Here is a 25692-nt window from a genome sequence, read left to right on the forward strand (position 1 = left end):
ATTTCTGATTTATAGTTTCTCAGCATGCGTTGGTAAACTGTCATGCATTAGCGCATTAAGCTTTGCTCGGAGATTTGAACCCGTTTTATTTTCAATAGGACGACCATCGATCTCTACGATTGGGGTCAGTTCACCCATAGTTCCTGTTGCGAATACTTCGTCCGCATTGTAAAACTCCACTAAACTCAAGTTTCTTTCTTCCAATTCAATTCCATTGGCACTTGCAAGTTCTATCACAAATCCCCTGGTAATACCATGCAAACAAGCATGTGCGAATGGTGTATAAAGCTTGCCATCCTTCACCATGAACATATTGGTATCATTGAGTTCCGCCACAAATCCACGATCATCCAGCATCACGCCGGCATCTACTCCAGCAATATTGGCCTGAATTTTTGCCAAAATATTGTTCAACAGGTTGTTGTGATGGATTTTGGAATCCAGGTATTGTGGTCCATTTCTTCTTTGTGTCGAGGTAATCACACGGATTCCAGTCTCATTGTCATATACCAATGGCTTCCATTCTGCCAAAACAATCAAGCAACTTCCTTTTTGATTCAGCCTCGGATCCATGCCTGAAGTCACCTTTTCTCCTCGGGTCAGGGTCAATCGAATGTGCGCATCCTTGTCCATGCCGTTGGCAACGAGCGTTTGTTTTATCGCATCCTTGATGAATTCTCTGGTAGGAACATGATCAAACTGCAATGCTTTTGCTGACTCATACAACCGATCCAAATGCCTGTCCAAATGAATGATCCCCTGTTCATAAACCCTAAGGCCTTCCCAAATGGCATCACCACCCTGAACTGAACTATCAAATACAGAAACCTTTGCTTCATTTCTATGATAAAGTTGATCTCCTACCCAGACTTGTAGGTCAGCGTTCTTGGGGTCGTATTGTTGCAACATAACTAGAGGTGGTTAATTGGTGATTTAAGTAATGGTTCTGCGAATCTATGATAAAGCATGGGACAAATTTGAACCGAACATGTAATTGCCTCTGTAACATGTTCTACTTTTGCAGCTTCGAAAAAATTGACAAACAATCATGGCCTCATTATCGACGAAGTACAACCCTTCGGAAGTAGAAGACAAATGGTATCAAACCTGGATGGAAAAAGGACTTTTTGCAGCGGAAGTCAACCCTGACAAAGAACCTTATTCTATCGTGATCCCTCCTCCGAATGTCACGGGTGTCTTGCACATGGGGCACATGCTCAACAATACGATCCAGGACATCCTGATCCGTAAGGCAAGGATGGAAGGCAAAGAAGCTTGCTGGGTTCCTGGTACAGATCACGCATCCATAGCCACGGAAGCGAAAGTCGTGAAAATGCTCCGCGAGAAAGGCATCAAGAAAAGTGACCTTTCTCGTGACGAATTCATGAAGCATGCCTGGGAATGGAAGGAAAAATACGGTGGGATCATCCTGGAACAGCTGAAAAAACTAGGCGCTTCCTGTGATTGGGACCGAACGGCATTCACCATGGATGACGACTATTATAAGGCTGTAATCCGGGTATTTGTAGATCTGTATAAGAAAGGATACATCTATCGTGGCCTCCGCATGGTCAACTGGGATGTAGAAGCGCAGACTGCAGTTTCCAATGAAGAAGTAGTTTATCAGGACGGTGGAGAAGTTTCTAATCTCTACTCTGTACGTTACAAAATCAAAGATTCAGATGAATCAGTGGTCATCGCGACACAGCGACCTGAAACGATCCTCGGAGATTCGGGTATCGCGGTTAATCCAAAAGATGAGCGATACCAACACCTGATCGGCAAAACAGCCATCGTTCCTTTTGTCGAGCGAGAAATTCCGATCATCGCCGACGAATACGTGGAACTGGATTTTGGAACAGGTTGTCTTAAGGTTACTCCCGCACACGATCCTAATGACTATGAAATTGGTTTGAGACATGGTTTGGAGGTAGTAGACACCATCGACCTAAAAGGTAATCTCAATGAAGCCTGCGGAGTTGAAAAATACATCGGCATGGAGCGCTTCAAAGCGCGTAAAGAGATCATCAAAGACCTGGATGCTGCAGGAATTTTAATAGGTAGTGAGGAGTTCACCACAAGAATTGGTCGTTCCGAAAGAACGGATAGTGTGATCGAGCCCAAGTTGTCGTTGCAGTGGTTCATCAAGATGAAAGAGATCTCTCGTAAGGCACATCAGGTTGTGAAAGATGATGAGATTTTGCTGCATCCTCCAAAGTTCAAGAATACCTACAATCACTGGATGGAGAATGTACGGGATTGGTGTATCTCGCGTCAACTATGGTGGGGTCAGCGCATCCCGGCCTATTATTTCGGTGAAGGAGAAGACGACTTTGTAGTTGCGGAAACACCAGCAGAAGCACTGAACCTTGCGAAAGAAAAATCGGGTAACAGCTCACTTTCGATCGACGACCTGAAACAGGATGAAGATGTTCTGGATACATGGGCTTCCTCCTGGTTGTTCCCGATCCAGGTTTTCAATGGCCTGAATCCGGAATACATAGATGCAGATAGCGGCAAAATCAAAAAAGGTTCAAATCCGGCACTGGACTACTTCTACCCTACCGACACACTGGTTACAGCTCCTGAGATCCTGTTCTTCTGGGTGGCCCGAATGATCATCGCTGGTTATGAATACATGGACGACAAGCCATTCAAAAACGTGTATCTGACCGGAATCGTAAGGGACAAGCTGCGACGAAAAATGAGTAAGTCATTGGGTAACTCGCCTGATCCACTGGACTTGATCGCTAAATACGGCGCAGATGCAGTTCGCACGGGCATGTTGTTCTCCTCTCCGGCTGGCAACGACTTGCTGTTCGATATGGAATTGATCGAGCAAGGACAAAAGTTTGCCAATAAGATCTGGAATGGATTTCGACTTGTACAGCAATGGGAAGTTGCCGATCAGAAACAACCTGCATGCAACACCCTGGCCATCGAGTGGTTTGAAGCGAACTTCAACAAAGCGCTGACTGAAATTGAGGACCATTTCTCGAAGTTCAGAATGTCAGATGCTCTGAAGGCTCTATACAAATTGATTTGGGATGATTTCTTCAACTATTATCTGGAGTGGATCAAACCTCCCTATCAATCACCTATCGATCAGGCAACGCTCGATGCTACCTGGGGATTCTTTGATAAAGTGCTGAGAATTATGCATCCATTCATGCCATTCATTTCGGAAGAGCTTTGGCAGAAAATGGGTCGCAATGAAGGAGAATACCTGATCAAAGCAGATTGGGTAAAAGCCGATGATTTTGATGATAACCTGGTTCAAAAAGCGGATGCGCTGTTTGAGATTGTGAACAACATTCGTAATGTCAGAAGTAGCAAAAACCTGCCTAAGCATGAAGCACTGCCTCTGACCATCAATGCACAAGAAAGCGAGTATGCCGCCTTGATTCCTTCCATTGAAAAGCTTGGTGTGATCTCAGAGGTTAATTTCTCATCCGAGAAACCCGACAGTTCCTTCAGTTTTGTAGTTGCTTCTACTGAATTCCATTTGCAGGCAGAAGGCATGGTAGATACGGAAGCAGAACGCGATAAATTGCAGAAAGAATTGGATTATACCAAAGGCTTCCTAAACTCCGTGATGAAGAAACTCAGCAATGAGAAGTTTGTCAATGGTGCCCCTGAAAAAGTGGTAGCAGCCGAGCAAAAGAAAAAGGCTGATGCAGAAGCGAAAATCAAGACGCTGGAAGAGAGTTTAGATAGGCTTTAACTGAAAGTAATTTACACAAGGTACATAGATCAAAAATGTACCTTGTACTTGTTAAGCTTTAGTATATCGTAGGCGGTTTCTATTCTACTCAAAATCCCAGATTATTCGAGGATGTTGCTCAGGATCGTCCTGGTAATTATTGGCACTAAAGAACTGACCAATAAATACATCTCGAAACATCCTCAATTCCCCTTTTCCTGAGAATGAGACAGGATTTACAATGGGACCAGTAACTTGATTACCTCCTTGTGTGGACAGTACGGCAATTTTACTGATCGCCCCAAAATTCAAAACAGATCGGGATTATCGGAATCATCGTCTGATGAACAGGAGATTAGATAAAGAGCCAGTAAAAACGCAGTTAAATGCCTGAATTTCATTTTGTTGTATTATTTGTTTTGATTTTAGTCCAGAACTTAAGTACTCAATGACGCAATACCAATTACCAAACGTTAAAACCTCGCCGCCATCAGTAAACTCAAATCCTTGTAGCCGAGGTTGTATTTCTTAGCTAAATGGAAATTGGTAAGGGTACCCTTGTAGGTGTAGACCCCTTTCATGAACCAGCGGTTGGAGAAGATCATTTCATCAATACCCCCTTCTTCGGCAATTTGCACCACCATGGGCGACACAATATTGGAAATGGCAACAGTCGCTGTTTGGGCTACTCGGCTGGCGATATTGGGCACACAATAGTGAATCACCTCATATTGCTTGAAAATAGGCTTATCGTGGGTCGTAACTCGACTGGTCTCCACACATCCACCCTGATCAATACTCACGTCAATGATCACAGAACCGTGCTTCATATTGGCCACCATTTCTTCGCTTACCACACTTACATTCTGGCCATCTTCACCTCTAATTGCTCCAATCACAACGTCGGCCTGTTCTAAAGCACGCTCCAACGTCGGATTTTCGATGGTACCCGTATGAACTTGTTGACCAATGGCATGCTTTAGCCTACGGAGCTTAAATATATGATTGTCATATACTTTGACATCTGCCCCCAGTCCCAGCGCTGCTCTTGCAGCATATTCAGCGACTGTTCCTGCACCTAAGATCACCACATTGGTCGGTGGCACTCCTGTAATTCCTCCAAGGATCACTCCACGTCCGGCACCAGTGCTACTGAGGTATTCCGCAGCGATCAACATGACCGTGCTTCCGGCAATTTCACTCATGGCTCGAACCAAGGGAAGCCCGCCTACCTTATCCTGAATGAATTCGTATCCGATAGCCGTAATGCGCTTTTTCCCTAATGCATGTAAATAGTCAATGGATTGCTCTCCGGTTTGGAAAGCTGAGATCAAAACTGCACCCGTATTCATCATCTCGATCTCTTCTAAAGAAGGAGGGGCAACTTTCAGGATGAGTTCGGCCTGCATGACCTCTTTTCGGTCATAGACGATTTTGGCACCTGCTTCGCTGTATTCCCTATCAGAAAAATTAGCCAGCTTACCAGCGTTGCTTTCCACCATGACCTCCAGGCCATTGTTAACCAGCACTGAAACTGAATCGGGTTTCAGGGATACCCGACTTTCCTGAAATCGGGTGGCCTTGGGCACACCAATAGAAAGGGACTTTGCACCCTTCTTTAATTTCAAAGGTGATTCTTCAGGAGAAAGTACACTCTCTCGCACAATCTCGGCAAAGCCAGACGGTTTTTTTCCCACTTAGGTACGTTCCAGGTTGATACTTCGGGTCTTTTCGTCTACTAAATTAATATTTATTTTCAGGTGAGCTTCAGGAATGAGGTTGGGGATTTTTTCCGGCCACTCTATGAAGCAATAACTCTCAGAATAGAAATAGTCCTCAATACCGATATCCAGTGCTTCATTTTCTTCTTTGAGTCGGTAAAAATCAAAATGGTAGATGGACTCCCCCAGGTCATCCAAATATTCGTTAACAATGGAAAAAGTCGGCGAACTCATTGCGTCCAACACGCCAAGTTCCAGGCAAATTTCCTTGATCAGCGTGGTTTTTCCCGCTCCCATTTCTCCATAAAAGCACCATATTCTTTTATCTCCAGCTTGCTTGATGAGCGTTTTTGCCACATCTGAAAGGTCTGCTTCGGTGTACCTGTCGAGGATCATTTAGGTGAAAGGGAAATGAAAGGAATGATCATTTCCTCCAAACTGATCCCACCGTGCTGGAAAGTGTCTTTATAGAAATTCACATAGTAATTATAATTATTGGGGTAAGCAAAGAATGAATCTTCGCTCGCAAAGGCATAGGCCGTACTTACGTTGACTTTAGGTAGCTTCAGTTCATCCGGGTTTCTGGATGAATAGATCGCCTCCTCATCGAAAGCGAGGTTTCTACCCGCTTTGTAACGCAAATTTGTATTGGTATTTCTGTCCCCAACAATCTTTTCAGGCCGATTGACACGCACTGTTCCATGATCCGTAGTGATCAGTACTTTCACATCTTTTTCTGAAAGCTTCTTCAATGTGTCATGCAAGGAAGAGTGGGTAAACCAACTTAAGGTCAATGAACGATAAGCAGACTCATCAGGGGCCAGTTGTCGAATCATTTGCATGTCTGTTCTCGCATGTGAGAGCATGTCCACGAAATTGTAAACCACCGCATTCAGTCGATTGGACATCAGGTTATTGATACTATCTGTGAATTGCCGACCTTCATGTGCCTGAATGATCTTATGGTAAGAAAAACGAATGTCCAGTCGTTCTTTTTTCAAATGTCTGGCCAAAAGCTCCTTCTCATGGGCATTTTTTCCTTCTTCCTTGTCCTCTCCTACCCAAAGATCAGGATGATACTTCGCGATATCCTTGGGCATTAATCCCGAGAATAATGCGTTGCGGGCATAAGCCGTGGTTGTTGGCAAGATCGAATAGTACTGCTGCTTGTAATCGATCTCGAACATTTTAGCGATTTCCGGTTCGATTACCTCCCACTGGTCTTGTCTCAAGTTATCAATCACGATCAAAAAGGTTGGTCGATCTTCTTTGAGCTCTGGAAATACAAGCTTTTTCAATACCTGATGGGATAACAATGGCCGATCAATATCAGGATCGTTCAACCAATCCACATACTCTTCTTTGATAAACTTGGCGAAATTCGTATTGGCTTCACTTTTTTGCATTTGGAAAACCTCATGCATGCTTTTGTCTTCGGTATTGTCAATTTCTATCTCCCAATAGACTAGCTTCTTGTACAATTCTGCCCACTCCTTGTAATCCGTCACTTCATTAAGTTCCATGCTTAGATTTCGGAACTCCTGCTGATAATGGAGGTTGGTCTTTTCAGACACCAACCGGTCATTGTCCAGTATTTTCTTGATAGACAAGAGGATTTGATTGGGATTGAGGGGCTTGATCAGGTAATCCGCGATCTTGGATCCGATGGCTTCTTCCATGATGTACTCCTCTTCACTCTTGGTGATCATGATCACCGGCAGATTCGGATGAGTTGATTTGATATAGTTCAAGGTTTCCAGTCCTGTCATTCCTGGCATGTTCTCATCCAGAAAAACAGCATCAAACGTATCGTGATCAATTTCCTCCAACGCATCTGCTCCACTCAGGACAGGCACCACATCATAGCCTTTGTTGTTCAAGAATAGGATATGTGGCTTTAAAAGGTCAATTTCATCGTCTGCCCAGAGAATTTTGTACTTCATACGCGCAATTTATTCGGTTATCTGTTTTGGTGACATGGTTAATGACTTTTATTCAAGCTTATCGATCACCTTTCTTAATAACGCAATACAAGAAAATTAAATTGAAAGATGTTGATCATTTAACTTCGCTTAACAAAAGCAAACGCACTTGAATAAAAAGAAGATCTTTAATGATCCGGTCTACGGATTCATTTCTGTACAATCCGATCTGATTTTCGACATCATCCAACATCCCTATTTCCAACGATTAAGGAGGATCAAGCAACTAGGCCTTACAGATTTCGTCTATCCGGGTGCATTGCATACCCGATTTCATCATGCCATTGGGGCCATGCACCTGATGGAACAGGCACTGGAGTCGCTGCGATCCAAAGGTCATATGATTTTTGATGCAGAAGCCGAAGCAGCCATCATTGCCATTTTACTTCATGATATTGGTCATGGGCCATTTTCGCATACGTTAGAATTCAGCTTGTTTCGTGACATCCACCATGAGCAAATCACGTTATGGACCATGAAGAAGCTCAATCGGGAATTTGGTGGACGCCTGGACATGGCCATCCAGGTCTATCAGGGACATTATCCCAGGAAGTTTTTGACCCAACTGGTCTCCAGTCAATTGGATACCGATCGAATGGACTACCTTCAGCGTGACTGTTTTTTCACAGGTGTAAGTGAAGGAACCATCGGAGCGGAACGCATCATCAAAATGTTGAATCTGGTCGATGATGAACTGGTCGTGGAAGAAAAAGCGATTTACAGCCTCGAAAATTTCCTTAGCGCACGTAGGTTGATGTACTGGCAGGTCTATCTTCACAAGACAGCCATCAGTGCCGAACGTATGTTGATCGAATTGATCAAACGTGCTAAAAAACTAACACAGGAAGGAAAAGAAATCACTGCCACTCCAGCCTTGAAATTATTTCTGGAAAGAGACATTACTCAAAAGGATTTTGAAGATGACCCTGACATTCTGGATGTATTCATGGTCATGGATGATACCGATATTTGGGGTTCCATCAAGTTTTGGTCCAATCACAAGGACCGGGTATTGCACACCATCAGCAAAATGCTGCTGCACCGAAAACTCTTCCGCGTGAAGTTGCTCAATGAGAAAACTCCGAAAGAAAGTTATGATCAATTGGTCGGAGAAGTCGCCAGGGCCTGGGACTTTTCGGAAACGGATGCTCGATATTTCGTAAGAAAAGGAACAGTAACCAATGCGGCATATATCGCGTCTGGACAAAGTATCAAGGTACTTATGAAAGATGGTACGGTTTTGGACGTTGCTCATGCCACGGACTTGCCCAACATCAAGGCCATGAGCAAGATTGTGAAAAAATATTACCTATGTTGGCCTAAAGACATCAACTTTACAGCGTAAAGCTGGGTCTTTTAACCAGAACACATAATCCGCCATTTCCCCATGGAATTTAATCTAGAGCAGATAGCTCATATCCTCAACGGCGAACTGGAAGGCGATGGTAGCCTCAAAGTATCAAGGATTAGCAGCATTGAGGCAGGGCAGCAAGGAAGCGTTACCTTTCTTTCTAACCCGAAATACGAGCCATTTCTTTACAAAACTTCCGCCACCGCCGCGATTGTAAGCAAATCATTGGAACTCCGGGAGCCCGTCAGTACTTCTTTGATCCGAGTTGATGATCCATACGCCAGCTTTACGACCCTGCTTGCAGAATATCAACGGCTTACTTCTGTTACAAAAACCGGACAGGAATCTCCAAACTTCATCCATCCGAGTGCACAAATTGGAAAAGATGTTTACGTCGGTGCATTTGCCTACATCGGTGAAGGTGCTGTGATTGGCGATGGCGCACAGGTCTACCCACAAACCTACGTCGGAGATCATGTACAAATCGGAGCACAAAGTATCCTCTATGCAGGAGTGAAGGTCTACGCCAATTGCCAGATTGGCTCGAAATGCACCGTTCAATCCGGGGCGGTACTGGGTAGCGATGGATTTGGATTCGCTCCACAGGCCGACGGCACCTATCAGACGATCCCTCAATTGGGTAAAGTCATCGTGGAAGATCATGTGGACATTGGAGCCAATACTGTAGTTGATTGTGCCACATTTGACGCGACAGTCATTAAAAGCGGCGTGAAGCTTGATAACTTAATTCAGGTGGCGCATAATGTAGAAATTGGAGAAAACACGGTCATTGCGGCACAGGCAGGAGTCTCAGGCTCTACCAAAATCGGAAAACAATGTGTGATTGGTGGACAGGCCGGAATTGTCGGACATTTGAAAGTGGCAGATGGCACCAAAATACAGGCACAATCGGGAATGACGAAAAACACAAAACCAGATAGTGCCTGGTACGGTAGTCCCGCCATCGCTTACAACAATTATGTCAAATCTTATGCAATCTTCAGGAAGCTGCCAGATGTAATCAAACGGCTAGGTGATCTTGAAGAAAAACTTCTAAATTTGGCGCCCGAAAAAGGTAGCGGCTCTCACGGCTGATTCCATATATTCATTTTAAAACAATCTTGCAATTACATGTTCAACTGGGAAAGCCGTGTCTGCATTTTTTTTCATAATCTTGCGACAATCCTATGAAGCTAAATCAGCACACCGTCAAGGAAAAAATCACGATTTCAGGGATCGGCCTGCATACCGGCGTGGTGTCCAATATGACTTTTGTTCCGACTAAGCCCAATCATGGCATCAAGTTTCAACGAATCGATCTGGAAGGTCAACCGATCATCCATGCAGATGTTGACAATGTGGTCGATCTCTCAAGAGGTACTTCGATAGAAGAAAACGGGGCACGGATCAACACTGTCGAGCATACCCTGGCCGCACTCGTGGGACTTGAAATTGATAACGTATTGATTCAGCTGGATGGACCCGAACCTCCAATTTTGGATGGCAGTTCTGAACGATTCATCGATTCCATTCTGGAAGTAGGTCTGGAAGAACAAAATGCACAGCGGAATTTCTTCGAAGTTCCTAAAAGTGTCTTCTACAAAGACGAGAAAAACGACGTTGAATTGGTGGCTTTACCTCTGGATGATTATCGTGTCACCGTGATGGTAGACTATAAATCACCAGTACTGGGTAGTCAACACGCCACACTTAATAATATCGAGGATTTCCACAAGGACATTTCTCCAGCCCGTACTTTTTGCTTTTTACATGAGATCGAGGAGTTGTATAAAAACAACCTGATCAAAGGAGGAGATTTAAGTAATGCCATTGTGATTGTGGACCGTGAGGTGGAGGAAGATGAACTCGATTACCTGACTGACTTACTTAAAAAAGATAAAGTACAGCCAACAGGTAAAGGAATTTTGAATAACGTTGAATTGCGTTATAATAATGAACCTGCGAGACACAAACTGTTGGATGTCATGGGTGATTTGGCTTTATTAGGTCGCCCTATTAAAGGTCAAATCATGGCCGCCAGACCTGGACATGCAGCAAACATAGCCTTTGCCAAACTGCTGAAAGACGCCATGAAATCGCAAAAGGATCAGGCTCCCAGATATGATCCAAATCAACCGGCGGTCTGCGATATTCGTGACATCCAAAAACTACTCCCACATCGCTATCCTTTTCTCTTGATCGACAAAGTAATTCATTTAGATGAGGAAAAAGTTTGTGGAATCAAGAACGTGACTCAAAACGAACCATTTTTTCAGGGTCATTTTCCTGGAAACCCTGTATTCCCAGGGGTTCTGCAAATTGAAGCTGTTGCTCAAGTCGGTGGAATTCTTGCAATGGGTACTTTAGAAGATCCGCAAAATTATTTGACCTACTTCCTAGGCATAGAAAATTTCAAGTTTCGTAAAATGGTTGTCCCTGGTGATACGTTAATCATTCAATGCGACTTAATTGCCCCAATCAGACGAGGTTTTGTGAAAATGAAAGGGAGAGCGTTTGTAGGAGACCAATTGGTTTGTGAAGGGACAATGACCGCTGTATTGACAAAAAAAGAGGCATGACGAAACCTGCACCTTACATTCACCCAGATGCGAAATTGGGTAAAAACGTAATTGTAGAACCTTTCGCTTATATTGAAGCAGATGTGGTCATTGGCGATAATACCTGGATCGGGCCTAATACCTGTATCATGGAAGGAGCTCGGATAGGAAACAATTGCAAAATTTTTTCAGGAGCGCAAATCGCCGCAGTACCCCAGGACCTCAAATACGAAGGTGAAAAAACTTATGCAATTATTGGAGATAACACCTCCATACGTGAATTCGTCACCGTTTCCAGGGGTACAAAAGCACATGGAGAAACATCCATTGGTTCGAACTGTCTACTCATGAATTATGTCCATATTGCCCATGATTGCATCTTGGGCGATCACTGCATTTTATCCAATTCGGTTCAAGTAGCGGGACATGTGGAAATTGGAGATTACACTGTGGTGGGTGGAATGGCGGGTTTCCGGCAGTTCATCAAGGTGGGAGCACATGTAATGATTTCCGGCAAGGCCTTTGTAAGAAAGGATGTTCCTCCATATGTTTCCGCAGCAAGAGAACCTCTGGGGTATAGCGGCGTGAACGCCCTGGGCCTCCGAAGAAGAGGTTTTTCAAATGAAGTCATCAATCAAATTCAGGAAATGTATCGTGTGATCTACATGAGTGATTACAATACCTCCAAAGCACTTACGGTGTTAGAAAAGGAGATCACACCATCGAAAGAAAGAGATACCATCATTGATTTCATACGTTCCTCTGAACGGGGAATTATGAAAGGTGTAGAATAATTCCTTTGGAAATCCAACTCGACCATATCAACAAACGATTTGGAAAACAATGGATTTTCAAAAAGCTCGATTACAAAATCGAATCCAATTCAACGCATGCGATTTGTGGTAGGAATGGTTCCGGAAAAAGCACACTGCTAAAAATCATTTCGGGATATAACACAGCCACTTCAGGCAAACTCGTTTATCGAAAAAATGGGCAGCAAATTGAGTTGGAAAATCACATCACAGCCGTCAATTACGCGGCTCCATACCAACAACTACTGGAAGAGTTAACCCTCTCCGAACATCTGAAATTTCACTTTCAATTCAAGGAAAGTTTGATTTCACCTGAAGAAATTGTGGCACGAGTTGGGTTGGAGCATGCTCAAAATAAATTTGTGGGCGACTTCTCTTCTGGCATGAAACAACGACTAAAATTAGGCCTCGCCTTGTTCTCACAAGGCAGCTTACTATTACTCGATGAACCTACCTCAAATCTGGATGAGCAGGGGATCGCCTGGTACAAAGAAGAAATATTGAAAAAAAAAGGTACTTGCACCATCATAATCGCCTCCAATTTACGTTATGAATACGATTTCGCGGATCACCAACTGACGATCACCGACTTTTCTTAATTCCATTGAGATTTTCTCGGGAAAAAATTGTAAAAAAATCATACTTTTGGTGATACGTATTAATTCATAGCAACAACACTTTACTTATGAAAAAATTTCAAATCCTTTTACTTAGCACCTGTCTGGTCGCTCTGACGGTCTTGACAGGTTGCCCTGGTGATGAGCCAGATCCAGTTCCATCTGCAGGAGAAGAGCAGTATGCACTGCTTGATGGCCAATGGACAATCTCTACGGTTACTTTCGATGGTACCTCCAGACTTGATACCTGGGGTAATTCTTTTACCATTTCATTCTCCGGTGGAGCAGAAGATGCCACAACATTAATTTGGGGCGGCAGATATTCTACTTCAGGTCATAACACCGCTGATGAACCGAACGCGTTAGACGTTTGGCCTGCTTCTGGTAATTGGGTATTCTCCGGAGAAAACAGCGTACAAGAATTCTCAAGAGATGGATCTCAAGCCGTAGCTATCAGTAATCTTTCTGGTTTAGAGGCAACACCAAGAACGTTACGATTGACTTTCACCATTCCTGATCCTAGCGGAAGAACGGAAGGCGTTTTCGATGCGCCATGGGTATTTGAATTCACTCGTTAATATACTTGGCAGAAAATACTAAAGAAGGATGGCTCGAAAGGCCATCCTTTTTTAATGCTTAAACATCAACATGTCTATATTGAATTGTGTAGCTTAGGTTGTTTATCGCCAAGTCCGCTAAAAAAGCATCTGGCCTGACCTACATGACTGCAAACGAGGAAACCTGGTTAAGAAAAGTGGTCCTAAACCGGGGCATCGATCCAAAAATGCCTGAGTTGCTGAAAAAGCGATTACTGCTTACCAATGGCATTTCATTTGGTTTATTATTCTATCCCGGACTCCTGGCACTTTTTGCCTCTAGCTTTGATTATGGCTATGTCGGCCCATATTTTCTGGCATTCACGATCATCCCGGCATTAGCATTATTCACCATCCAATACAATCACGTACTTGCAAGGTTAGCCATCCTTGGAATCACGCCGATTTACATGGTCGTCGCCACCATTTGGGCCAATCAGCATTTTACGGAAACCGGAATTGACGTGGGACTAATGAATGTCCATCTACTTAAACCTTTTATTCCTCTGGCCATCGTCGGCACGTTAATGGTTATTGATTTTAAGAGAGAACTCGGATTATTCCTGTTACTGATCATCTTTCAGCTTGTCACTTTCTCCTTCTTTCATCAATTATTGGCACTGGGAATTATCATTGACAACTTACCCTATGAACAATTAGGCTGGGAACTACACCAGGGGCTTTGGATCGCCAGTATTTTGGTGCTTATTTCCATGGTTTTATTCTTGATGGTTATCCATTCCAATTTCGAGCAGAGCATCTCCGAACAAAATGAACGACTTGAGCGACAAAGTGAAGAAGTTGCAGCTAAAAACAAAGAGCTAAAGCGCCAACGAAGAAACCTGGTGCTTACCCTTGAAGACATTAAATATGTACTAAAGGAAGCTACAGAAGCTGGTAATCTACACGTTCGGATCAACACAGATCACAAGAAAGATGAGTGGAAAGAACTAAGCGAATCGTTGAATCGACTTTTTGAAACGGTAGCGACTCCATTCCTGGAAATCGACCGCATAGCGAATGCCCTGGCAAAAGGAGATTTGTCTCAACGCTACGAAATGGAGGCAAAAGGCACCATCAATGACCTGGCGAATAATCTGAATCAAGGATTGAACATCCTCGAAGAGCTACTTCGGGACCTGGCGTTACAAATCCGCGAGATTGGCGCTTCTTCAAAACAAATCACGACAGAGAGTCAGGAGATCCTACTTGGCACACAAGAAATTGCCGCATCGACTAAAGAAATGAGCGAAGGGGCAAACAATCAATTGAACAAGATCGACCGCTCCTCTTCCCTGATCCAGGGGATTGTCAACCTTTCCGGAAAAGTGAATGAGCAAGCCGTCACCATCAACCGTGCTGCAGAAGGAGGTGTACAAGAAAGTACCGGCGGTTTTCAAGTGATACAGCAAACGGATCAGGTCATGAAAGAAGTACAGGGCCTGTCAGGAGAGAGCGGCGAATCCATCGCTATCCTCACGGAAATCACACAAGAAATTTCGGGCGTGTTGAACATGATCAAAGACATTGCCGCCCAGACAAATCTCCTCGCTTTGAACGCCGCCATAGAGGCTGCACAGGCTGGTGATGCGGGACGAGGATTTGCAGTCGTGGCTGAGGAAATAAGAAAATTAGCCAACGATTCGAGATCCTTTGCCAAGGACATAGAAAAACTGATCGGGGAAGTACAAACTTCCACCCGCTCTACCTCCGATCTTATTTCAAAAATGGCGGAGCGTATTAAAAGCGCTGAACAATCTACTATTAATACATCAGCTGCTTTTAGAGGCATTACCACATCCTACACCAAGACGCTGGAACATGCCAACAGCATTGTAAATGCAGCCCAACAGCAAACCCATGATGTCCGGCAAGTGGAATCGATCACGGAAGAAATCGTGGTGATTGCTGAGGAAACAGCTTCCGGAACCGAAGAAATTGCCAGCTCCTCTTCGCAGCTTTCCAATAGCATGTCGGATTATTTCAAGCAAACCGAGCTTGTGATGACCGTCGCTCAGTCACTCATAGAGAAGGTAGATCAATTCAAACTGACTGATGCCAATATTTCAAAAGGCGAGTGATGCTAAAACTCCTCATCTAATGTTGCGGCTAAATTATCTGGCAATGGATCAGTGATATCTGCTTTATGTAACCTGAGTCTTTCCTGCAGTTGTTCCACCAAGTCTTGATTCTCGTCAGCCAGGTCATATTTTTCAGCAATATCTGCTTCCAGATTATACAATTCTGGCTCGTCCAATAGTCCTAATCGATTCCAATAGGTAATTGGAGCTGTCTGACGGATATGAAGCTTCCATGGCCCGACTCGAGCCGCATAGAGCTCTGCACCTGTCCAAAAGAAAAACTCGTTTCTAGGTCCGATAGTACTTTCACCAGAAAGCACCGATGACAGGTCAAAACCATCCATTTTACGATCATGCGGTACTTTGGTACCAGACATTGCAGCGAAAGTCTGAATTAAGTCCAAGGTCGATCCCATTTCATGGACTACTCCCGGCTCCACATTTCCGGGCCCCCAGAAAATTGCTGGCACCCTTTGTCCTCCTTCAAATGTGGTTCCTTTCCCTGCTCGTAAGGGACCAGCTGAGCCTCCATGAGTTTTAAAAGCCAGCCATGGCCCATTGTCAGAAGTAAATACTACAATGGTATGTTGGTCCAATGCTAGCTCCTCCAGTTTTCTTAAGATCTTGCCGACACTCCAATCAATTTCCTGAATGACATCCCCATAAAGGCCCTGCTTACTGGAGCCATGGAAATCCTCGTGCACGAAAAGAGGAATATGTGGTAAGCTTTGCGCCAGATACAAGAAAAATGGTTCTTCTTGCTTTTTCTCAATGAACTCCAGCGCCTTTTCCGTGTATCGACGGGTGATGGTGTGTTGATTAGCCGGCCGTTCAATCACTTTTTCATTCTCGAAAAGCGGAACATTGTACATATCCGTAGTGGCCTGATACCTGGGATCTGATACGTTACTACCATAGACTGACCAATTCACCGTAGCATTCATGTCGTTGGAATACGGAATCCCGTAGTACTGATCAAAACCTTGTTTCATGGGCAAAAATTGAGGCAAGTGTCCCAGATGCCATTTACCAATGGCCGCCGTGGCATAGTCTTTTTGCTTCAACACCTCAGCAATCGTCACTTCACTTTGTGGTAATCCACCCGCTGAATTGGGAAACAGGACACCTTTCTTCTTTGAAGTCATCCCATTTCTGATCGGATAACGACCAGTGAGCAATGCGGCCCTGCTAGGTGTACAAACTGGTGCCGCCACATAAAACTGCGTCCATTTCTGACCCTCCCGTACCATCCGATCTAAATGGGGCGTTTGAATGGTTGGGTGGCCGAAGCTGCCAATGTCTCCATACCCCATGTCGTCTGCAAATATGACAATGAAGTTCGGAGGACGGTCTGTTACTGGCTGCTGAGTACAACTCCACAGCGTTGAGGCAATAAGCAGAGTAAGCAGCCAACGAAAACACCTCATTTAATCCTAACTTTTGCGATACAAATAGAACAATGCACTGCAAGCAATCAGCAAGCCCAGAAACTCTCTGGTTTGCTCAATGTAAGGTCGGTCATAAATCATCTCTCCAAAAATCTCCGACTTCTCCGGTCGATTCAACCATTCCCAAAATCCCGGAATGAAGGTCAGGGAATAAACCAACAAGGCAATGATCAAAAACCCCACTGCCCTTTTGGACACTGGCCTTAGGAGACTCACCAAAAAGACGAGCCCTACCACTCCATAAATGGCCATCCAGGCATAAGGATCAGGATCATTATATTGAACAGCTGCAAAAACAATGAATAAAAGGCCTAAAAAGGCCTTTATAATTTTAGTGACCATACTTCTATTAATATGAACTTAAGCCAGTAATTCTTTGACCCTGGAAAGGGACAATTTCACGCTCTCCTTCGGATTGGGTGAATGATCTTGCTCTACAAAGAAGTTGGTCAAACCAGATTGTCCTGCGGCTGCAAAAATATCTTTGAATGGTATTCTTCCTTCCCCTACTTCCAGCGTGGTATCCTTATCATCTCCTCGATCCCCAATATCCTTCACGTGCCACAATTCAGTTCTTCCTGGATATTTCTTGAAAAAGTCCAGAGGGTCTAGCCCCGCCTTGTACACCCAATAAAGGTCAAGCTCGACTTTCAACAAATTGGGGTCCGTGTTGTCCAATAAATGGTACATAGGGAGTGTTCCATCTATTGCCTCAAACTCGAAAGCATGGTTGTGGTAGCAAAGCTGAATTCCGGCTTCTTTGCAAGCCTCCCCTGCGTTATTCAGCATTTCTTCCAATTCACTGTACTGATCCAGGGTTTCGCGCTCGCCATCGAAAAGATAAGCGATTACCATATGCGTCTGTCCTGCATCAACAGCCGCTTCAATCGCACTATCCCACCCATTTTTCAAGGTCCCCATCCCCTGGGCTTCCTGAGTCCGTCCGGACAAATAGTGGGAACTTGGAATACTCATCCCCAGGTCTTTGACCATTCGATGCACTTCAGAGGCAGGTCGGCCAAAATATTCACCGTTTCTGAATCCAAATAGTTCTACTTCATTGTAACCCAGATCGGCCACATAGCGCAAAGTCCCTTCGAGATCTTGCTGAATTTCATTTCTGAGGGTGTACATCTGCAAACCAACATTCCATTTGGCCTTCAAAACAACCTGCTCAGGCAACTTTTTCGCTTCTTTTGTTTCTGATCCAGAACCACAGGCAGGAAGGACCATCGCCCCTCCTGCTAAAAGTCCTGATTGTATGATAAAATCTCTTCTGCTTTTCATGCTTATGTGCTTAAAGTTCTCTGATCTTGATGTTTCTGAACCACACAGGATCGCTATGGTCCTGCAAGGCAATATGTCCTTTACGCCCTGTACCAAAGCCAGGCATGTCTTTGAATTTACTACCGGCCACCATCTGATCCCATTCTGGAGTCCAGAGTTCTGTTTCCACGACCTTATGCCCGTTCAGCCAATGTTGTACCTTACCATCTTTCATCACTAGACGTACTTTGTTCCAAACCTGTGGCTCATTCACAACTACTGTCCCACATTCAATCAAATCATACAGATCTCCTGCTCGATGCTTTACAATCTGTCCATCCCCGTGGCGCACATTGTCCAGGATCTGCATTTCAGGGCCTGTTTGCCAGACATAATCATACTGGTCGTTCTCAACTACATTGTAAATGATGCCACTGTTGCCCCCGGTAGAAATTTTCCACTCAAGGTACAATTCATAGTTTTCATATTCCTTATCCGTAATGATGATATCGCCACCGTTTCCAGGAGCATCTTTCCCTTTGAAGTGTAAAGCCCCATTTTGAGCGATCCACTTATTACCTAAGCTCTGCAATTTGAAGTTTCTGATCCCATTGGTGGATTTCCCATCGAATAACAATTTCCAACCAGCTGACTTTTCTTCCTCAGTAAGCGTATTGTGCGCCGTACTAACACCACTGTGCCGCACAGGATTATTCGCTGGGATTTTATTCAAGGTATACCAGGATTCAGTGGTCCACAATTGATTGCCCGTTTCACTACCAAATGGCCGAACAACCCTGAAATAGACCATGTGATTCTCCTTCAACCCTGGGAGGGTTATCATGACTTTCTTACGATCAGCGGATACCGAAAACTGAGTCGGCTTCAATTGCTCCAGTCCCAGTTTGGGCCCTCCATATGCTGGTGTCGGCTTGTAATACCACTGCTGTACCTGGAAGTCATCGGCCTCTAATGTTACATTCGGATCAATAGGCTCGGTAAAAGTGATCTCGAACCCATTCGAGCGCGATTCCACTTTCAGCATCTCGAAAGCGGTTTTCTCGTTGTAAACCAGTCGCTGTAGTCCGTACCAAAGTTTCCCTGTGTGCCCCCAATTACCAGTAGAACCTACTCCTCCTATGACTAAGGAACCATCCGGAGCCCAGATAATGCGATTCACTCCGGCCTCTAGTCCCTGCGTAAATCGGAACAATGCCCCTTGCAACTGTCCTTCTACTTCTTCAACGAAAACTCTTTTGACACCACCATGCGTTACCTCACCGTGGATCATCTGCCCAGCGTATGGTCCTACTTCAATGCCCACCGGTGTACTTGGTGAATTGCCTATTTCATCCTGAGGCAACCACGCTACTGGAAGTTTTTCTGTTAGGTTAGCGGTACCCTCAAAATCAACAGATCTTGAACCATACCACTCTCCTTCCTGAATATGCACAATCTTGCTGGAGGGTAACCAATCACCCTGGTTATCTGCTACGAATAATTCTCCGTTCATGCCCATACCAATACCATTGGGGGTCCGTAAACCACTGGCAATGAACTCAGCAGCACCCGTTTCGGGGTTGATCTTTACCACTTTTCCACGATCCGGAATCTGTGGGTTGGCGCTCGCGCCACCAGGTAAGATGGCTGTTGCCAGCGTCGCGTAGAAATGGCCATCCTTGTAAACCAGGCCAAAAGCAAATTCATGGAAGTTTGAGGATACTTTCCAGGCATCACTCACGGTTTGATACTCATCGATGATCTGATCGCCATCATGGTCGATCAATTTGGTCAATTCTTGCTTCTGCAAAATGTAAAGCTCATCATTGACGATCTTCAAGCCCAGTGGCTCTGCCAATCCCGCAGCAATTCGTTTGACCGTCATTTGGGCAGGGTCTCCAGACTGCCAGTTATCAACGACATAAACAGGGCCTAATGAATCCCAAGTACAAACGGCCATTCGACCATCAGAATAGAAATCAATTCCTCCTACACGAGGCTGAAAATCATCAGGACGTGCCTGATATAAATCGAATGATGGGTGAACTGCATCTAAAGGAATTGCATCACCAGGTATCTCTTTGACCAAACTTGCGCGATCTGCCATGGGCACTACCTCTTCGATGTTAGTCGAACTGTAGCTCATCACTTGCTCATCCACCAACTGGAAGGTCTCTTCGTCACGGTTGTACCATTGAAGAGAAAGTGCAGCACCACCGCCACCTTGCTGAAAGTGGATTTCTATGTCGTGTTTACCTGCAGTAAGGTACATTTCACCATCCACAGGTCTTGGTCCATGCCAGCCACTATTATCGATGATTTCTTTTCCATCGATAAACAGGAAAGATCCATCATCGCTAACTAAACGAAAATCATAACTGCCATCTTTCTCGATATTGATTTGACCGGTAACCTTCAATACAAAATTTTCTACGAACTCGTCAAAGTCCCTACTGTCCAACACATGAAGACTAGGAACAACTCCGTTCTTCACCGGAGCGTCTTCTGCCAATACTTCCTGAAGGCTTTTCTTATCAAGATTCGAATACGCATGGACCATGAATCCTGCTCCACCTGTGGCATCAAATTCACCAGTAAGCTTCATAGGAATAGATTTCATACCAAGTGAATACTTGGCCGTTGCACCACCTTCATCGTTATCATCCAGTGTCAGGATATAGCGCACCATTTCAACCGCATCTGTTTCTGACAAGGTTGGGTGGGCTGTCATGGCTGCTGCTCCCCAAACACCATAGCCTCCCTGGATGATCTTCTGCGCAAGATTCGACATGGTCTGTTCCGAATCGTTATATTTTCGGGCCACAGCCAAATACGAAGGGCCAACCGTTTTAACCTTTTCATTGTGACAGGAATGGCAATCACTTCGTTCGATTAATTGTGCTCCAAGAGGTATTTCGGGCTCTTTTTCTCCTTCTGCAGGCCGTTCTCCCAGGGTATCGAAACCAGCATGGAAAAACGTCTTCAGGCTGGTTTCACTCGCAGCGAGTGTTAGATCACCCGAAACATTGATCACAGAACCGTTTGGATAGTCTACTTTCTCCTGACCAGTGACTTCAAATGAGCCGGTAGTAGAATAATCATTTTCAACTAAAAGTGATTTGATCGAAGTACGGAGGACCACTTCATATGTCGTGGAATTCTCAACCTTGAACTGTCGATTTAGGCCATTTTGATTGCCTCTACGGATATAGGCAGGTGTCTCCTTGATTCGGATCATCTCTCCTTCTGGTGTAGTGATCTGCAAACTGAAAGTCACCACATCATTATCAATTCGATGCCCTTTGTATTGTACATTGGCCTCAATTAGATCAGCGCCTTTTTTCAGCATCCACTGCTCATCATTACCATCATGGATATAAGCGTATCCGTTGCTCGTTGGTTGTGGACCGTGAACCGTGGTATATACGGCTCCATCAAAATTGACGCCCCCTTTCCATGCTTTGTACAAAGTGGCATTTTGGGCACTGTAGGCCAACCACATGTTCTTGTGTAAAGCAGCCGTCACCATACGCGGTTGCTCATCTAGTACAGACCGAAATACCCAAGGATCTCTGGGGCGTTCGACTTGTTTTTCTGATCCACAGGAAAACAGGATCAATAACAATAAAACTGGAAATAACTTCTTCATGCTTCTTCTAACTTGTATATGTCCCAGGTACTATCAAATACCTAATATTCTTCTATTCGCTTCATCATCGGCCTCTCCTCCGGCAAAATCATCGAATGCTTTTTCGGTCACTTCTATGATGTGATCCTGGATAAAAATCGCACCTTCCTCTGCCCCTTGTTGCGCAGACTTGATGCAGCACTCCCACTCAAGCACCGCCCAGCCATCATAGCCATACTGACTCAATTTGGAAAAGATACTTCGGAAATCTACTTGTCCATCTCCTAATGAGCGGAATCGACCTGGACGATCTGCCCAGCCTTGATAGCCACCGTACACGCCTGCTTTGCCTGTCGGATTGAATTCTGCATCTTTCACATGGAACATCTTGATGAATTCATGATAGTGATCGATGAACGAGAGGTAATCCAATTGTTGCAAGACATAGTGACTTGGATCGTACAATAACTGAGCAGCTTCATGGCCATTGGTCGCATCGAGAAACATCTCGAAAGTCAGACCATCATGTAGGTCTTCACCTGGATGGATTTCATAGCAAACACTCACGCCTACGTCCTTAGCGGCATCCAGGATAGGCATCCATCTTTTTCCTAACTCTTCAAAACCAGCTTCTACAAGGCCTTGAGGTCGCTGCGGCCAGGGATACAAAAATGGCCAAACCAATGCTCCTGAAAAACTGGCCATCACGTCGATCCCCATGTGTCGACTGGCTTTGGCTGCCGAGATCACTTGCTGCTTAGCCCACTCGGTTCGGGCTTTCGGATTCTTTCTTACGGATGGATCCGCAAACACATCGAACATTTCGTCATAGGCAGGATGTACCGCTACCAACTGTCCTTGAAGGTGCGTGGAAAGCTCAGTAACTTCCAATCCAGCTTCATTCACAATACCTTTGATCTCATCGCAATAGTCTTTGCTTTCTCCAGCCTTCGTAATATCAATGACGCGGCTATCCCAGGATGGAATTTGCACTCCCTTATATCCAAGAGATGCCACCCATTCGCAAATGTCTTTGAGGTTATTGTAAGGTGGATTGTCATCCAGAAATTGCGCTAGGAATATCGCAGGTCCTTTTATGGTCTTCATAATATCGTCTTTTTATAATTCTTTTATGCAGAAAATATTTTCTGTTTTTTTTAGCCATTTACTTAAGCGTCATTCCTGACTGTGTTCAGGAATCTCAAGCTTATTTTTGCTGAATTCATTGAGATTCCCTGGTCGGGCACCCTCGCCTGCGCTGGGAATGACGGACAAAAATTTAAGGCTTAAGTAATGGCTTACTTACACTTTCAAATGAATTGAAGCCACTACCATTCTCAAATCTTGGTACTTCAATAAATTAGAACTCAATCCAAACATTCCCTTTCTCCGACGATTCGATCACTGCCTCGATGAACTGCATGCCTCTTACTCCATCGTTCACCGTTGGGAAAGCTCCTTCATGGAAATCTTCGCCTCGAATGGACTTGGCTGCACCATTGTAGATATTACCCATCGAATCGAAAATTCCTTCCGGGTGTCCTGGTGCCATTTTTGTACTCTCCGCCGCAAAATCTCCATTGTACGGATTACCAGGCTTCATGATTTGCCAGGGTTTGCCTTCGTCACAATAGTAGAGATAATTAGGATTTTCCTGTTCCCACTTTAATGCCCCTTTCGTTCCATAAACTGAAATCGCTAAAGCGTTCTCTTCACCTGTCGCAATCTGACTGGCACGGATCACACATCGGGTATCGTCTTCAAAGCGAGCCAGTATCGTCCCATCCACATCCAGGGGGTTGTTATCATAGAGGGTATTCGTGTCCGAAAGCACTTTCTTCACCTTCAGTCCCGTAGTATACTCCACCATATTGAAAGAGTGTACGCCAATATCACCAATACAGCTACTGATTCCTGCCTTAGCCGGATCCAGGCGCCAAACCGTTTTTCTTTTCTCTATATCGTGAATCACCGGATTTATCCATCCCTGGTAATACTGTGAATCTACCTTCTGGATTTTGCCGATCACTCCTTCTTTGATCATGGATTTCATCTGGCGGACCATCGGATAGCCTGTATAGGTATGCGTAAGTGCGAACGTGACACCATGTTTTTCAACCAGCTGCTCCAATTCGACTGCCTCTGTCGCATTCATGGTCATAGGCTTCTCGCAGATCACATTGAAATTGGCTGAGATCAATTCTTTGGCCATCGAATAATGCAGGAAATTTGGCGTGACAATCACCACCACCTGAATACGATTTTCCTCTGAAAGGCCATTCTCACCTGCAATGAATGCACTAAGATTCGGGTAAACCCTGGAAAGATCCAGATCCAATTGCTGAGCAAAGGATTTACCTTGTTCGAAATCACTGTCGAAAACGCCACCAACAATTTCATAGTGCTCACCCATGTAAGCCGCAATTCGGTGAAGGATACCAATGAAGGAGTTGTGTCCCCCTCCAATCATCCCCATTTTTATTCTTTTCTTAATCATCGATATATGTGTATTCAGTTTAGCTAAAAATTGAGACCAGTTACTCCTGGTATTTTACTTTTTCATTTTTGAAGGCAATGGCAAACAGGAAAAATACGAGCAATGCAAAACCAGCGGGCATCACCCAGATCGCTGGCCAATCGTGTCCTACTTCCATGACATATTGATCGGTAATCTTACCTGCAGCCCAGTAGCCAATCAACATTCCTATGCCATAGGTAGCAAGTGTGATCATTCCCTGTGCCGCACTTTTATATTGTTCTCCTGCCTTAGAATCGGTGTAAATCTGCCCCGAGACAAAGAAGAAGTCATAACAGACACCATGCAGTCCAATGCCGAGTAAGATCATGAAGACAAATGATCCTTCATTTCCATAGGCGAACAGCACATATCTTACCGCCCAGGCCATCATTCCTACTAACAAGGTTTTCTTCACACCATAGTGTTTCAGGAAGATAGGAAGAAGCAACATGAAAGCTACTTCGGACACTTGCCCCAGGGTCATCTTGCCAGCGGAGTTTTCTACATTCAATTCTACCAGAAAGAGGTTAGCATTAGAATAATAAAAAGCCAATGGAATACAGATCAGCACGGATGAAATGAAGAAAATCGCATAGTTCCTATCCTTCAGCAGTGAGATGGCCTCCATTCCGATCATGTGACCAAAGCTTACCTTTTCTTTCCTTGAAACCAGCGGTGGAGTTTTAGGCAAAGTGAAACTGAAAAGTCCCAAAAGCGTAGACGCACCCGCCCCTAATAAGAAGGTATTGCGCAACAGACCTTCCTTCACAGCCGTCTGTGCATCCCAGGAAAAGTAGCTGATCACCAAACCAGCAATGATCCAACCCGCACTGCCCCATACGCGGATCCATGAAAAACTTTTGGAAGGATCATCCAATTGCCGGAATGCCACCGAATTCACCAGCGCCAATGTTGGCATGTAGAGAATCATGTAGCTAAGGATATAGGGATAGAAAACATCGAAAGAAGACGTCTGGTAAAGCAGAAACATCAAGGCTCCTCCTAAAAGGTGCAAAAAACCCAGAATTCGCTCTGCATTGAAGTACCTGTCGGCAATTAAACCGATGATAAAAGGGGCCAGAATCGCACCCCAGGATTGTGTACTGTAGGCCAATCCAATTTGTGCTCCATCGGCTCCAAGATTGTTATCCAGAAATGTCCCCATGGTCACGAACCAGCTTCCCCAGATAAAAAACTGAAGAAACATCATGGCACTAAGCCTGATATAGGTCGAAATATTCATTGGGTTAAGTCAGGATTTCCTAAGAAATAGAATGAAAAGTAGCACCAATTTGAAGGATTCGCAAGAAATGCTGGGGCTAGCGGAGTACATTGGAGATGCAAACGATTTCTAAAATTCATGAACAGAAACATTCTCAGAAACGCTTTTTAATCCTTTGGGCAAACACGG

Annotated in this window: 20 protein-coding genes; 8 read left to right on the forward strand and 12 right to left on the reverse strand. The window is 44.6% G+C overall.

Annotation, left to right across the window (positions count from 1 at the left end; translation table 11 throughout):
• Nucleotides 1–9: 9 nt before the first annotated feature.
• The gene (locus tag R8G66_12525; protein MDW3193189.1) at nucleotides 10–909 is read right to left on the reverse strand and encodes an aminotransferase class IV; all 900 of its coding nucleotides are present in this window, start codon (nucleotides 907–909) and stop codon (nucleotides 10–12) included.
• A gap of 139 nt (nucleotides 910–1048) precedes the next feature.
• Between R8G66_12525 and R8G66_12530 the strand changes: the two genes are divergently transcribed.
• On the forward strand, nucleotides 1049–3724 hold the full coding sequence (locus R8G66_12530; protein MDW3193190.1) for a valine--tRNA ligase: 2676 nt from the start codon (nucleotides 1049–1051) through the stop codon (nucleotides 3722–3724).
• 84 nt (nucleotides 3725–3808) lie between these two features.
• On the opposite strand, the gene R8G66_12535 is transcribed toward R8G66_12530, so the two are convergent.
• From R8G66_12535 to R8G66_12550, 4 genes are all read right to left on the reverse strand, one after another.
• Complete coding sequence (locus tag R8G66_12535; protein MDW3193191.1) at nucleotides 3809–4015, reverse strand: hypothetical protein; 207 nt, start codon at nucleotides 4013–4015, stop codon at nucleotides 3809–3811.
• Nucleotides 4016–4176: 161 nt separating this feature from the next.
• Complete coding sequence (locus R8G66_12540; GenBank protein ID MDW3193192.1) at nucleotides 4177–5400, reverse strand: alanine dehydrogenase; 1224 nt, start codon at nucleotides 5398–5400, stop codon at nucleotides 4177–4179.
• Complete coding sequence (tsaE, locus tag R8G66_12545; GenBank protein MDW3193193.1) at nucleotides 5401–5820, reverse strand: tRNA (adenosine(37)-N6)-threonylcarbamoyltransferase complex ATPase subunit type 1 TsaE; 420 nt, start codon at nucleotides 5818–5820, stop codon at nucleotides 5401–5403.
• On the reverse strand, nucleotides 5817–7367 hold the full coding sequence (locus R8G66_12550; protein ID MDW3193194.1) for a PglZ domain-containing protein: 1551 nt from the start codon (nucleotides 7365–7367) through the stop codon (nucleotides 5817–5819). Before R8G66_12550 ends, tsaE begins: the two co-directional genes overlap by 4 nt.
• A gap of 148 nt (nucleotides 7368–7515) precedes the next feature.
• On the opposite strand from R8G66_12550, the gene R8G66_12555 reads away from it, so the two are divergent.
• The 7 genes from R8G66_12555 (at nucleotide 7516) to R8G66_12585 (ending at nucleotide 15421) form a co-directional block, all read left to right on the forward strand.
• Nucleotides 7516–8751 carry an HD domain-containing protein gene (locus R8G66_12555; GenBank protein MDW3193195.1) on the forward strand — a complete coding sequence of 412 codons (1236 nt, stop codon included), beginning with the start codon at nucleotides 7516–7518 and terminating at the stop codon, nucleotides 8749–8751.
• Nucleotides 8752–8793: 42 nt separating this feature from the next.
• Nucleotides 8794–9852 (forward strand): UDP-3-O-(3-hydroxymyristoyl)glucosamine N-acyltransferase, encoded by a 1059-nt coding sequence (gene lpxD, locus R8G66_12560; GenBank protein MDW3193196.1) that lies wholly within the window; start codon nucleotides 8794–8796, stop codon nucleotides 9850–9852.
• A gap of 92 nt (nucleotides 9853–9944) precedes the next feature.
• Nucleotides 9945–11336 carry a bifunctional UDP-3-O-[3-hydroxymyristoyl] N-acetylglucosamine deacetylase/3-hydroxyacyl-ACP dehydratase gene (locus R8G66_12565; protein ID MDW3193197.1) on the forward strand — a complete coding sequence of 464 codons (1392 nt, stop codon included), beginning with the start codon at nucleotides 9945–9947 and terminating at the stop codon, nucleotides 11334–11336.
• On the forward strand, nucleotides 11333–12109 hold the full coding sequence (gene lpxA, locus R8G66_12570; GenBank protein ID MDW3193198.1) for an acyl-ACP--UDP-N-acetylglucosamine O-acyltransferase: 777 nt from the start codon (nucleotides 11333–11335) through the stop codon (nucleotides 12107–12109). Before R8G66_12565 ends, lpxA begins: the two co-directional genes overlap by 4 nt.
• 5 nt (nucleotides 12110–12114) lie before the next feature.
• Complete coding sequence (locus R8G66_12575) at nucleotides 12115–12726, forward strand: ABC transporter ATP-binding protein (GenBank protein MDW3193199.1); 612 nt, start codon at nucleotides 12115–12117, stop codon at nucleotides 12724–12726.
• An 86-nt stretch (nucleotides 12727–12812) separates the two neighbouring features.
• Nucleotides 12813–13322 carry a hypothetical protein gene (locus tag R8G66_12580; GenBank protein ID MDW3193200.1) on the forward strand — a complete coding sequence of 170 codons (510 nt, stop codon included), beginning with the start codon at nucleotides 12813–12815 and terminating at the stop codon, nucleotides 13320–13322.
• A gap of 98 nt (nucleotides 13323–13420) precedes the next feature.
• A complete protein-coding gene (locus R8G66_12585) occupies nucleotides 13421–15421 on the forward strand; it encodes a methyl-accepting chemotaxis protein (GenBank protein ID MDW3193201.1) in 2001 nt (666 codons plus the stop codon).
• Between the two features lie 2 nt (nucleotides 15422–15423).
• On the opposite strand, the gene R8G66_12590 is transcribed toward R8G66_12585, so the two are convergent.
• From R8G66_12590 to R8G66_12620, 7 genes are all read right to left on the reverse strand, one after another.
• Nucleotides 15424–16848 carry a sulfatase gene (locus R8G66_12590; GenBank protein MDW3193202.1) on the reverse strand — a complete coding sequence of 475 codons (1425 nt, stop codon included), beginning with the start codon at nucleotides 16846–16848 and terminating at the stop codon, nucleotides 15424–15426.
• Between the two features lie 6 nt (nucleotides 16849–16854).
• Complete coding sequence (locus R8G66_12595; GenBank protein MDW3193203.1) at nucleotides 16855–17211, reverse strand: transmembrane 220 family protein; 357 nt, start codon at nucleotides 17209–17211, stop codon at nucleotides 16855–16857.
• Between the two features lie 18 nt (nucleotides 17212–17229).
• A complete protein-coding gene (locus R8G66_12600; protein ID MDW3193204.1) occupies nucleotides 17230–18156 on the reverse strand; it encodes a sugar phosphate isomerase/epimerase in 927 nt (308 codons plus the stop codon).
• A 10-nt stretch (nucleotides 18157–18166) separates the two neighbouring features.
• Nucleotides 18167–21784, reverse strand: a complete 3618-nt coding sequence (locus tag R8G66_12605; GenBank protein ID MDW3193205.1) for a family 16 glycoside hydrolase — start codon at nucleotides 21782–21784, stop codon at nucleotides 18167–18169.
• A 33-nt stretch (nucleotides 21785–21817) separates the two neighbouring features.
• Complete coding sequence (locus R8G66_12610; protein ID MDW3193206.1) at nucleotides 21818–22870, reverse strand: sugar phosphate isomerase/epimerase; 1053 nt, start codon at nucleotides 22868–22870, stop codon at nucleotides 21818–21820.
• Between the two features lie 253 nt (nucleotides 22871–23123).
• A complete protein-coding gene (locus tag R8G66_12615) occupies nucleotides 23124–24260 on the reverse strand; it encodes a Gfo/Idh/MocA family oxidoreductase (GenBank protein ID MDW3193207.1) in 1137 nt (378 codons plus the stop codon).
• Between the two features lie 40 nt (nucleotides 24261–24300).
• Entirely contained in the window at nucleotides 24301–25524 is a 1224-nt protein-coding gene (locus tag R8G66_12620; protein MDW3193208.1) for a nucleoside permease, read from the reverse strand.
• Nucleotides 25525–25692: the final 168 nt, after the last annotated feature.

This window comes from Cytophagales bacterium, assembly GCA_033344775.1.
Classification (GTDB): Bacteria; Bacteroidota; Bacteroidia; order Cytophagales; family Cyclobacteriaceae; genus JAWPMT01.